Source organism: Paenibacillus crassostreae (assembly GCF_001857945.1).
GTDB lineage: Bacteria > Bacillota > Bacilli > Paenibacillales > Paenibacillaceae > Paenibacillus_AQ > Paenibacillus_AQ crassostreae.
On sequence record NZ_CP017770.1, the window covers coordinates 650,347 to 662,504 of the forward strand.

Here is a 12,158-nt window from a genome sequence, read left to right on the forward strand (position 1 = left end):
TTCACCTCTTCCACCTAACTAATGTTAATGCTTGAACAAAAAATGTAGCTGTTAGTATAGGCGATAGAATCCAAAAGTTAGTGGCTACAAGAAGTACGGAAATCATTTTTAAAATCCCATAATATTTCTTAGGTATTCTGGATTGATTCTCAATTCTTGAGGGTGAGTAAATGAACACTAAGATGAGACAAATCGAGGTCAAAATATACATTTGACCCAGACTCAGATTTACAAATAAAAGAAACGTAAATAATGTTGTTGTTAATAATACACAACTATCTCCACTTTTTAAGTGCATGCCCCCAGATACTAGTCTCAGCAATGCGAATGATACCAGTATAATGATTATTTCCTTAACGTTTCCTGTCACATAAGATACGACTAACGATAATAATATGATGAAAAAAGTATTCAACAAAATGGCAATGGCATGTTTTAATATTACTATTGATGATGGATGGTTAGGAACTTTTGATTTAATCCTTCGTGCCATCTTCATAGCAATGATCTCAATCATAAGACTTTTCCTTCTTTATTGAATAGAATAGCAAGAAAGCTATCGTCATGGAGAAGAAAAATACATTTATCCATATTTCATTAAATGAAAGAATAATAGAGACCGTTATTAGAAATACAATAATTAATGTAACTACGATCACATCTTCAAATTTCAGTCTAAGTTTATCAAAATCAAATGAGAATCCTATACCTAAGCGATATAATATCCATGAAAGTAACAGAGTTGTAGCAGCACTTACTGTTTGCAACATATATCCATTAACTAGCGTGGCCTGTGCTTCTGCGATTGAACCAAACATAAGTTCAACCAATAAGGTCTGAATAACAGCAAACATACCATAACCAAGAATTGTACATATTATAGACCATATTAGTGGTAATTTGATGACCGTCGTTAATAAAAAGATAAAGATCAATATACTAATAAGTGGGACAATGGCCGCTAAAGAAAAATCATTACGAAGTACAAAACTTTGCATATTCATCAACAATATTAAAAAGAGTGCAGGCCATATGTATTCTGTCGTTTTGAACCTAAATAAAGACATCATAATTGAAAATATAGCAATAAACTCAAGTGTTGAGAAAAACATAAAACCTAAAGATTCCAGAATCACATCAATTAACCTCCTCATGATAGCTTGACTCTATAGTTAACATTTTACACTTATTATTGAAGTTATCTAGTTATTTCTATATGAATTCACTATGAATCAATTTCATATGATAGAATTAATCTTTGAACAAAAAAATACATTAACCACGATAAAAGGATGGTTGAACATGGAACTAAGACAATTACAGTATGCCATACAAATTGCGACAGAACGTAACTTCTCACGTGCTGCCGAGAAACTACATATCGCACAGCCCTCTCTAAGTCAGCAATTATCTAAACTTGAGAAAGAGATTGGTGTACTTCTTTTCCAGCGCAATACGAGTAGTGTGGAGTTAACGCATGCTGGTGAAGCCTTCGTAGAACAAGCTCAGAAAATCATTGATGCAGTCGATTTATTACGGCAACAAATGTCAGATATCTCCCAGCTTCGTGGAGGTAAAGTCGTAGTGGGAAGTATGCCGATCACAGGTTCACATTTACTTCCGTACGTACTTCCAAGCTTCAAGCTCGCTTTTCCAGAAATAGAAATCAGTTTGCTAGAGGATTCATCCATGAATCTTGAGAAGTTAACTGCACTTGGAAAAACAGATCTCAGCTTACTATCTCTTCCTCTAGTGGAACCATCACTCGCTTATGAGATCATTGGTGAAGAATTGATCGATTTAGCTGTTCCGCCTCAACATCCTCTTGCTATTAGAGCACAAAGCAACACAACACCTATCCAATTAGCAGAACTTAAGGATGAATCTTTTATCGTACTCAAGAAAGGTCAAGGCTTCCGTACGATGACTTTTGATCTTTGTCAACAAGCTGGGTTTGTTCCACAAGTTGTATTTGAGAGCAATAACATGGAGACCATTCAAGCCTTAGTCGCAGCAGGAATGGGCGTCACTCTTGTTCCAAGATATATCGCTAGTGCTCCAAGATCTGAGTTTGTACCAGTATACTTACCATTGGCGGAACCCGTTCCCTATCGAACTTTGGTTGTAGCTTATCGAAAAGGTCGATATCTCTCAAAGGCCGCTGAAGCTTTTATCGCTACATTCAAACAATCAATGGAGGTATTAAAGTAGATTAGACTTCCACTTAATAAAGTTCTGGACGACGATCACGATAAATCGGAATCCGATTTCTTACTTCAGCAATAAGAGAGAGTGTGACTTCACCTATTATAATCTCTTCACTTTCTCCACCTTCTACAACCACCTCGCCCCATGGATCAATGATCATCGAATGTCCAAAAAATGTTGTATCGCCATTTCCACCAACGGTGTTACACGCTATAACATACATTTGATTCTCAATGGCTCTTGCCATGAGTAATGTCCGCCAATGATGTAACCTTGGATGGGGCCATTCAGCTGGAATAAATAATATTTCTGCTCCATTCAGCGCTAACGATCTAGCCATTTCCGGAAATCGAATATCATAGCAAATAGCTACACCGGCTCTACATTCAGGTAACACATCAAAAGTAACCAATTGTTGGCCAGGAACAATATATTTCTCTTCATTCATCAAACGAAACAAGTGAATTTTAGAATAGTTAGCGATTACTTCACCCTGTTGATCAAAAACATACATGGTATTGGACACTTGACCGGCATTAGATTCAGCAATTGATCCAGCAACAATCATCACCTGATGTTTCTTCGCGAAGGAGCTTAACCAACCCTTACTATACTCACCACCCGCATCCGCAATTTCTCGAAGTTTATCAAGCGCATACCCCGTATTCCACAGTTCAGGTAAGACTAGAATATCCACCTTGGGATTCTGAGTGACTGCTTCCTCCATAAGCGAAGTCACGTGCCTCTCATTTAGATCTGGTTCCCCTATGTGAATAGACATTTGAATTAATGCTATTTGTAAATTACGTTTGTCTGCATAATTGACCATAAGGATCCCTCTTTTCCTAATTCCAATTGATATTTCCATCATATCTTGTTGCTACATACTCTTGCAATAACCTTTGCTATTTGTCCTTGTATAACGTTTATCTTTGCAAAGCCATAGGTTCCATGGTATCCTATTTGAAAATAAAACTACGTTAATATCCATTAAACGCGTTGACGGGACCAGTAAGTAAGGTGACTTCACCATTCAGAGAGTAAATTCCTTGGCTGAAAGAATTTATCGTGAACCCTTGTCTGAACCTACCCCTGAGCGGCCTGCGTGATCAGCAGGACAGTCCCTTCTGTTACAAGGTTATGAAGTTGGATGATTTAATCATCAATAAAGGTGGTACCGCGGAAGCTATAACTTTCGTCCTTTGCTAGTTAAGGATGAGAGTTTTTTGTTGTACATTTATTGTTAGAATCAATGATGAGGAAGTGATCAACGTGTCATCCCGTATTGTTGTCAAAATCGGTAGCAGCTCGCTTACCTCTGCTGAAGGAGCATTAAATCGGGAGGCCATCCAATTCTTCGCAGATGAAATGGCTTCCTTAAGAACATCAGGTCATCAAATATTGTTAGTAACGTCAGGAGCCGTGGCAGCAGGCTTCCGTGAAATTGGTTACTCCATGCGCCCCAGATTATTACATGAGAAACAAGCTGCAGCCGCAGTAGGTCAGGCTTTATTAATGCAAGCATATCAGCAAGCCTTTGCAGCACATGGCATTATCACAGCTCAGATCCTACTCACACGTACTGATTTCTGTAGTCGCAAACGTATGAACAATGCTGGTATGACTGTTGACGAGTTATTGAAGCAAGGCGTGATACCTATTTTTAATGAAAATGATACGGTATCTGTTGATGAATTGAAGTTCGGTGATAATGATACGTTATCCGCTCTCGTTGCTAATCTAGTGAAAGCTAGCCACCTATTGATTCTAACAGATATGGATGGATTGTATTCAGGAGATCCGCGCCGACATCCAGATGCGGTTCGATACGAACGAATCCGTGAGATTACACAAGAAATATACGCTATGGCAGGTGGTGCTGGTTCATCAATCGGGACGGGTGGCATGCGTTCTAAAGTGGATGCTGCCAAAATTGCAACTCGAGGAGGTGTTCCCGTCTTCGTCGGCAAGGTATCCGCTCAAGGCGACCTTCAAAATGCTGTCAATGGAGTTGGACGTGGAACTTACTTCGATACCGCTCTCTCCTCCCTTTCCATGAAGAAGCAATGGCTTGGTTTCATGTCAACACCTCTCGGAACCATCACCGTGGATACTGGAGCCGAAGAAGCACTTACAACTGGAGGTCATAGTCTACTTCCTGTAGGTGTTAAGCAGATTGAAGGTCAATTCCATGCAGGTGATGTTGTTGAAGTTCTCAATATAAAGGCTGAAGTGATTGGGAGAGGTATTATCAATTATGATGCAGAACAACTACAACTTGTCCATGGTATGTCAAGTTCGAATGTATACCAGAAGCTCGAGAACATACATCGATTGGAAGTTGTTCATCGTGATGAATGGATTACATTGAAATAAAACTAAGCTAATGCTTCCGATGCTAGTTTTGAAGAAGTGTACTCAAGAAGTTTATTCACAAAACTTTAAGTATATGCTTTCGATGCTAGTTTTGAAGAAGTATACTCAAGAAGTTTATTCACAAAACTTTTAGGAGGAATACCATGAATGCTAATGAAGTAAGAATGAAAGCAACACTTGCTAAGACAGCTTCTACCGTGCTTAATCGTCTGGATACGGTTCAGAAGAATGAAGCATTACGACTCATGGCACAAGCTCTTAGGTCAGAACAAGATCTTATTCTAACAGCAAATCTTGAAGATCTTGAACGTGGGCGCCAGCAAGGTACAGCCCCTTCTCTGCTTGATCGACTAGCACTTACTCCAGAACGAATAGAGGCTATGGCTGAAGGATTAGAACAGATTATTGAACTTCCAGATCCTATTGGAGATACTCTTGAAGCGATTGATCGTCCCAATGGTTTGACCATCGACAAAATCCGTGTACCGTTGGGTGTTATCGGCATCATCTATGAAGCACGACCAAATGTAACTGTAGATGCCGCGGGACTCTGCCTGAAGACAGGAAATGCTGTTGTTCTCCGTGGAGGATCATCTGCCATTTCATCCAACCGTCAGATTATTGAAGTATTACATCGCGCACTTGCAACGTCATCTATCCCAGTTGATGCTTTACAGATTATTGAAGATCCCAATCGTAGTTCTGTCGATGAAATGCTGAAGCTAAAAGGGCTATTAGATGTTATCATTCCTCGCGGTGGTAAATCCCTTATTCAAAATGTAGTGGAGAATGCCAAGGTACCTGTTATAGAAACGGGTGCGGGTGTATGTCATACGTATATTGATGCTTCCGCAGATCCTGTGATGGCTGCAAATATTAGCATCAATGCGAAGGTACAACGTCCTTCTGTCTGTAATGCTATGGAAACTTTAATCATTCATTCAGATTTCGCAACACGTCACCTTACACAACTTGCTGAACAGTTCAAAGAATCCAATGTTGAATTACGTGGATGTGCGGAGACTCTAGCACTTATTCCATCAGCTACTCAAGCTACCGAAGATGATTATTACACGGAGTATAATGACTATATTTTAAATATGAAGATTGTCCACTCTCTTCAAGAAGCGCTTGACCATATTGCTAAATATGGTACGCAACATTCCGAATGCATCGTGACGGAAGATCAGGATCAAGCTGCAATATTTATTCGGGAAGTTGATGCTGCTGCTGTCTACCATAATGCCTCTACCCGTTTTACGGATGGTTTTGAATTTGGGTTTGGAGCTGAGATTGGGATCAGTACACAGAAATTACACGCTAGGGGTCCTATGGGTCTTCCTGCACTTACTTCTACTAAATATCGCGTTTATGGAAACGGACAAATACGTCGGTAAATTCGACAAGGAGGGACTATATTTTGAGCCAACAACACAGTTTATTTCAAAACAACATCGCCTTCTATGGAGCAGGATCAATGGCAGAGGCTATCGTTCGCGGTCTAATTGCGCGTTCAGTTGTTTCTCCATCTAATATCATGATGATGAATCGTAGTAATTCTACTCGGTTAGAAGAATTGAAGCAACGTTACAACGTTAAGACAAATAATGATGAATCTAACAAATCAGGAATCCTACGTAGCTCCTCTGTGATTGTGTTAGCAATGAAACCTAAAGATGCGGCTGCCGCGCTCAAAGAATTGGGACCCATACTATCAGAAGGTCAACTAATCATTTCAGTCATTGCAGGATTGTCGATTTCCACCATACAACAACTTTTAGGGCGTAAACAACCCGTAGCCCGTACGATGCCGAACACATCCAGTTCTATCGGTCTTGGTGCCACGGGTATTTCATACTCTGCGGAATTAACCGAAGATCATCGCCGCATGGTCAACACTCTTTTTGAAGCTGTAGGTACGATCACAATCATCGATGAGAAGCACATGGACGTATTGACCGGGATTTCAGGTAGTGGTCCCGCCTATATTTACTATATGATGGAAGCGATGATCGCTGCCGGTATGCGGAGTGGACTCTCACAACAGCAATGTAAAGAGTTGACCGTTCAGACAGTACTTGGTGCTGCACGAATGGTGCAACAAACAGGGGAAGAACCTGGTGCTCTGCGAGCAAAAGTTACCTCTCCTAACGGATCTACACAAGCCGCGATCCAAAAGCTCGATGAAGGTGATTTTTTCGAAGATGTTATTGCTGCTGTCAACCGCTGTGCAGAACGTTCGAAGGAAATGGGCGATGCACTAGTGAATGAACTATAATTAAGAAACACTCTTTAACTCAAAATATTCGGCAACAAATAAAGACACCCCCATCCTTGTACTTCAGCGGATGGGGGTGTCTTTAAAGATATAAGCATTTATCAGATATCATCAGAGTTGTTAAACATCGCTATATAAATAACTGATTAAATCAGGGAACCAGGAATTTAATTGTGTGAAATCAAACCCTGCTCTAACTCCCTTAGAATTACTCATGTAGAATGATTGCCCTACGCCATAAGGAGACATATTTATATCGTCCGTATTGTGTTCAATTATAGCAGTCTTGCCTACTCCCTGTTCCATTAAAGAGATAATCTCTGATAAGGATATTGATCCTGTGGAGCAGGCATTTAACGGTCCGGTAAGGGATTGATCCTTTAGCCAACACAGTAATGTTGCCGCTTCATCCGAAGAAATGAAATTAATCTTAGCATCCATTGAAGGAATTCCTATCGTAGTCCCTTGCCTCATCCGATCGATGTGAAATTCAAGCCGTCTAGTATAATCATCAGTTCCTACAACGAAGGAGAACCGTACACTACACACGGGGAATGTAGCCTTTTGGGCAAATACAGCTTCTGCTAATTTCTTTCCTGTACCATAGTCAAAATCAGCACGACCACCCATTCTTATTGGAACAGTCGCTGGATCAATTTCTAGCTCATGATGTTCATGCGGCGATAACTCATAAACAGACATGCTTGAAGTATTGATATATCGCTTTACCTTACCCGCAAACACCTCACAAGCATGCCATGCATCTAGCGGTGAATAGCAGATATTATCATAAACAACATCCCATTCAGAATTAGCAACTGCTTGTAATAACGAGTCATAACTTTCACGATCTACGATAAGACGATTAACTCGATCACCGAAGGAATCCGAAGTTATCCCTCTTGTAGCAATCGTAACCTGTATTCCTTCCTCTAAGAGCAACTCTACTAATCTTTTACCGAAGAATCGTGTCCCACCTAATAATAAGGCTGTTTTCATGAGCTTCCTCCTACACCAAAATAAATTAGCGACGTATACGAGATTTTTCAGGATTCGGTTTGATTTTCTTATTCCCCATTGCCAACTTCAATCCTCCACCAATGAGCAAGAGCGATACAATGAAGGTCTGAATATACGTCCGGAACCTATAATCAATAAGGAATTCTGGGAAACGTGTATCCAATACAGGAATAATAAATTGCGTTCCTAAATAATACAATCCAATCAGGAGCAAGGCAATCCCAACCAACCCACGATGATTTTCTATTCCCTCCACGATCGGACGATCAACAAGAGGTTCTTTACCATAGCGGGACGACTGCTGTAATCCGTCAAAGAAACTGTAGAACCAAATGACGGGAACTAGGAACATGAATAGAGATAATCTAAGAATATCTAGGATATAGATAGAACCCAGAAACAGTACCATCAGTTGTAGCCCTCTCTTTTGCAAACCTAGATACATATGCCCCGCACCGGGGAAGGCAGACAACAATGTCACTAAAATTTTACTACGTTTACCATCTTCTCGTGCAGCATCAAATTCCTCAAATAATGTGCGATCCACTAATAACTCACCTGCTTGTTTACGATTGATTTGTTGAACAGCATCGAACATGCAATACACCCAAATAATTGGAAGAACCCCGAGAAATAATAGAAATACAGACTGATTGGTAACCCCTGTAACAAACACCATAATGGTTGCTAAACCGAAGAAAGCGATTAGAAAAGACAACCCCCGTTGCATTAGCCCCAATTGTAGATGACCTAATCCTGGGATAAAGGATAACAGAATCGTATAGAAACGTTCACTATGCTCACTTGGTGTTCTTGTCTCTGTCAACAGCTCGCCATGTTCATTAATCGGATGACCGAGTTCATTTAACCTCTGTGGTACGGAAGGAGCTCGAAGTAATGCAACGATTAAATCAAGCATACAAATACACCAGATAAATAACGCGATCCCGATTCCAGAAAGAGCAAAGAATTCATCACCATTCGTGGCGGAATATAGCAATACACCTACTCCAATACTCCCAAAGAACATGAAGGGATATAAAATCCCTCTTATTTTTCTCCCTAAGTAATAATGTCCTAATCCGGGGAACGTATTTAATACAAACGCCAAAAATCCATTTCGGTCATGTTGCACATTCATCCATCCTTTCTATTCTTTTATCTCTTCAATTGGTCAAGCCAAGTTATTGTCATATCCATCATTTGATCACTAACAGGTTGAGACTGTCTTTGCTCGATGACATCCAATTTACCTGGAATTAACATATCGAACATCCCTGTAGTCATGAACAGTATAGTTATACAAGCAGCGACCGTATAATGGAAAATAGGGAGTTCGTACCAACGCCTCTTATGCTCAAATGAATTCATATCTGACTCATAGAGTTGAGTAGGTAATTTACTCATAACATCATTAGTGAATTGAACCGAATCCGTTAGTATTGGCATCCGTAGTTCCATGGAGGATAGGAGTTGGATATGTAGATCTATCGCTTCAGAATCATCAATCAAGAAAGCTTCCCAAGTTCTCTCTTGCTCCTTCGTACAAGTTCCATCTATATAGCTCTGTGCGAGTCTTTTCTTATCGTCTATACTCAAATGATTCATTTCCAATCTTCCTCCTTCCATTTATTCCGAATCCATTCTCTTGCCCGATATAATTTAGATTCCACCGTCTTCGGCTTCACCTGGAGCTCTTGACCGATTTGTTCATAGTTTTTCTCTTCTAAATAAAATGCTGTAAGCACGACCCTATGATTATCCGGTACGGTTTGTAACTTCTGCTTGAATAATTCCTTCTTTTCTTTACGAATCGTTCGAGATAACGGATCTTCTTCTCCATCTGGGAGCAGCTCCATATCCACTACTGGATATAGATTATCCTCTCCACGGCGCGTTTTCTTACGTTTCAGATCAATCGCTTTATTCGTCGCAATTCGAGTAATCCATGATTTGAATCCTTGGGATCGATACTGAGAAAGAGACTTATAGATCTGGATAAAGGTCTCTTGGGCAACATCTTCCGCATCCTTCACATCACGCAATACCGAATATGTTGTATGGAATATATGCTTACTGTATTGATCTACAATGTATCGAAAAGCATCCGAATCGCCTCGAAGAACATCTGCTATAATTTTGTCCTCGTCAATAGTTCTCCTCTCCTTCCCCTAATCTTAGACGCTCACTTTTTCATTGCCCCTGCACTTCTTAGAAAATAATATTATAGCATTAATGAATCAATTTCATAATCGCTTATGCAGCTTAAATAAGGACTATAGATTGATCAGAACGACTCACTCTGTCAATATATAATTACATCTAAATAGGTTTGCGTAATTATGAAATTGATTCATATAAAACAAAAAAGACTGAACAAGGATATCCTCATTCAGCCAATTTCTTTAATATATATTACAGCGTAATCGCTGTATCTAAAGCCACTTCCATCATTTCATTGAATGTCGTCTGACGCTCTTCAGAGCTTGTCTCTTCCCCGGTCAACAAATGATCACTTACTGTTAAAATAGTCAAGGCATTCACTCCGTACTTCGCTGCAAGTGTATATAGAGCCGTAGTTTCCATCTCCACACCTAGAACGCCGTATTTCATGAATTTCTGTACAACTGAAGTATCATCACGATAGAAAATGTCTGAACTAAATACATTACCAACATGTAGCTTAAGTCCTTTGGCAACCCCTAGATCATAAGCAGTTTTCAGAAGATTAAAGTTTGCAATTGGAGAGAAGTCATATCCTCCGAAATTGTGATGATTAACACTTGAATCCGTACAAGATGCTTGTGCAAGAATAACATCACGCACGTGAACATGCTCTTGCATACTTCCACATGTACCTACGCGCATCAGGTTTTTGACACCAAATTCACTAATTAATTCATTCACATAGATACTCGTAGAAGGAATTCCCATCCCCGTTCCTTGAACGGAAATTCGTTGTCCTTTATATGTACCTGTGAATCCAAGCATCCCTCTAACTTCGTTATAACAAGACACATCCTCCAAATAATTCTCGGCGATAAACATCGCGCGTAGTGGATCTCCTGGTAATAGAATCGTTTCGGCAATTTCGCCCGGTTGTGCTCCAATATGTGTGCTCATTCGTGGTCCCCCTGAAGGTAATAGATTATTTTAGAACCATCATATCATAATTCGCATAATTAACCATGTCTATTGTGAGACATCCACCTTTTCATTGGATAGTAATCAAGTGTGAATCTGTTGAGTAACTCCGGCGCAATAATTCCTATGACAATCAAGATCATTCCAATCCATTGAAGCGGTGTAACACCTTCATTTAACAACCAGACCGACATGATCATGGCTGAAGGTAGTTCAGCGGCACATAGGATCGTTCCTAATCCAGCCCCAATTTTGGGCATACCGATAGCAAATAATAAGAACGGAATGACTACACCAAACAAACCTAGAAATAATCCATACTTCCATAGATTCGTTTCGACAAGTTGAGTAACCATGCCTGTTGTCGGTGTTGTAAGTAATACCGTTAGAAACGCCCCCGTACCAATAAAGAAGAGTCTCTTTGGAGCCTTTTCTTGTGTGGCAACTTTAGAAGTAAGCACCATGTTAATCGCATTAAGTAAAGCTGCAAGCAGACCAAAAACAACTCCCTTGATACTTAATGCAGATAATGATTCTTCGAAGATAGCTCCCGCCAACAAAGTTCCCATAAGTAACAATATAATAGCCACTACTTTATTTCTACTCGGTTTTGTTCTGGTCAGAACACTTTCGATCAGAACACCCATCCATGTGAATTGGAAAAAGAAAACAACTGCGATCGATGCCGGTAATTCAGATACAGAAACTGCGTAGGTAATCCCCACTGATGCTGTAATGACCCCTGTAAACAATAATTTACCTACATTTTTCAATGATATCCTATAATTAAAGGTGAAGAGAAAAATTGCAGCAATAACAATCCAACCAATCATATATTGGCTACCCACTAATTCTCCTGAAGTGAAACCATCGACCATGCCGAGCTTAATCATCGTTGATAATGTTCCATACGATAATGCTCCCATTATAACAAAAATAGAATATTTCAATACGTTCAACCTAAACACTCCCTTATAAAAAATAAAATCGCCACCTGTCCTAAGGACAAGTGACGACTGAAAAAAAAGGTTTCCCTTTTAAAAATTTCGTCTCTCAGATCTGACTGAGTTTGTGATCGATCTAAATAACCTATGTTATTATAGGTCAAGTAGAAGGTGCTGTCAATAAGTAA

General features: G+C 39.8%; 13 protein-coding genes and 1 other annotated feature. Of the genes, 4 read left to right on the forward strand and 9 right to left on the reverse strand.

Annotation, left to right across the window (positions count from 1 at the left end; genetic code table 11):
- Position 1 precedes the first annotated feature (1 nt).
- Together LPB68_RS03075 and LPB68_RS03080 are read right to left on the reverse strand one after the other, a co-directional pair.
- Positions 2 to 517, reverse strand: coding sequence for an accessory gene regulator B family protein (locus tag LPB68_RS03075; protein WP_068657987.1), 516 nt, complete (start codon positions 515 to 517; stop codon positions 2 to 4).
- Entirely contained in the window at positions 510 to 1,136 is a 627-nt protein-coding gene (locus LPB68_RS03080) for a hypothetical protein (protein ID WP_068657985.1), read from the reverse strand. The genes LPB68_RS03075 and LPB68_RS03080 overlap by 8 nt, the downstream gene beginning before the upstream one ends.
- A gap of 166 nt (positions 1,137 to 1,302) precedes the next feature.
- On the opposite strand from LPB68_RS03080, the gene LPB68_RS03085 reads away from it, so the two are divergent.
- Positions 1,303 to 2,211, forward strand: coding sequence for a LysR family transcriptional regulator (locus LPB68_RS03085; RefSeq protein WP_068657983.1), 909 nt, complete (start codon positions 1,303 to 1,305; stop codon positions 2,209 to 2,211).
- Between the two features lie 13 nt (positions 2,212 to 2,224).
- Here LPB68_RS03085 and LPB68_RS03090 read toward each other — a convergent pair whose 3' ends face one another.
- Entirely contained in the window at positions 2,225 to 3,037 is an 813-nt protein-coding gene (locus tag LPB68_RS03090; RefSeq protein WP_068657981.1) for a carbon-nitrogen family hydrolase, read from the reverse strand.
- A 161-nt stretch (positions 3,038 to 3,198) separates the two neighbouring features.
- Positions 3,199 to 3,414, forward strand: a binding site (T-box leader).
- A 66-nt stretch (positions 3,415 to 3,480) separates the two neighbouring features.
- On the opposite strand from LPB68_RS03090, the gene proB reads away from it, so the two are divergent.
- The 3 genes from proB to proC all read left to right on the forward strand — a co-directional run bounded on the left by proB (position 3,481) and on the right by proC (position 6,862).
- Positions 3,481 to 4,584, forward strand: a complete 1,104-nt coding sequence (gene proB / locus LPB68_RS03095; RefSeq protein WP_068657979.1) for a glutamate 5-kinase — start codon at positions 3,481 to 3,483, stop codon at positions 4,582 to 4,584.
- A gap of 143 nt (positions 4,585 to 4,727) precedes the next feature.
- Complete coding sequence (locus LPB68_RS03100) at positions 4,728 to 5,981, forward strand: glutamate-5-semialdehyde dehydrogenase (RefSeq protein WP_068657977.1); 1,254 nt, start codon at positions 4,728 to 4,730, stop codon at positions 5,979 to 5,981.
- A gap of 23 nt (positions 5,982 to 6,004) precedes the next feature.
- Positions 6,005 to 6,862: a pyrroline-5-carboxylate reductase gene (gene proC, locus LPB68_RS03105; protein WP_068657974.1), complete on the forward strand. Its 858-nt coding sequence runs from the start codon at positions 6,005 to 6,007 to the stop codon at positions 6,860 to 6,862.
- A 120-nt stretch (positions 6,863 to 6,982) separates the two neighbouring features.
- Here proC and LPB68_RS03110 read toward each other — a convergent pair whose 3' ends face one another.
- From LPB68_RS03110 to LPB68_RS03135, 6 genes are all read right to left on the reverse strand, one after another.
- Positions 6,983 to 7,861 carry an NAD-dependent epimerase/dehydratase family protein gene (locus LPB68_RS03110; protein ID WP_068657972.1) on the reverse strand — a complete coding sequence of 293 codons (879 nt, stop codon included), beginning with the start codon at positions 7,859 to 7,861 and terminating at the stop codon, positions 6,983 to 6,985.
- 25 nt (positions 7,862 to 7,886) lie between these two features.
- Positions 7,887 to 9,017 (reverse strand): hypothetical protein, encoded by a 1,131-nt coding sequence (locus tag LPB68_RS03115; protein WP_068657970.1) that lies wholly within the window; start codon positions 9,015 to 9,017, stop codon positions 7,887 to 7,889.
- Between the two features lie 23 nt (positions 9,018 to 9,040).
- Positions 9,041 to 9,490: a hypothetical protein gene (locus tag LPB68_RS03120; protein ID WP_068657968.1), complete on the reverse strand. Its 450-nt coding sequence runs from the start codon at positions 9,488 to 9,490 to the stop codon at positions 9,041 to 9,043.
- Positions 9,487 to 10,035, reverse strand: coding sequence for an RNA polymerase sigma factor (locus LPB68_RS03125; protein WP_335582303.1), 549 nt, complete (start codon positions 10,033 to 10,035; stop codon positions 9,487 to 9,489). Before LPB68_RS03125 ends, LPB68_RS03120 begins: the two co-directional genes overlap by 4 nt.
- Before the next feature lie 262 nt (positions 10,036 to 10,297).
- Positions 10,298 to 11,005, reverse strand: coding sequence for a purine-nucleoside phosphorylase (gene deoD, locus LPB68_RS03130; RefSeq protein WP_068657964.1), 708 nt, complete (start codon positions 11,003 to 11,005; stop codon positions 10,298 to 10,300).
- Between the two features lie 59 nt (positions 11,006 to 11,064).
- Positions 11,065 to 11,985 carry an EamA family transporter gene (locus tag LPB68_RS03135; protein ID WP_068657962.1) on the reverse strand — a complete coding sequence of 307 codons (921 nt, stop codon included), beginning with the start codon at positions 11,983 to 11,985 and terminating at the stop codon, positions 11,065 to 11,067.
- Positions 11,986 to 12,158: the final 173 nt, after the last annotated feature.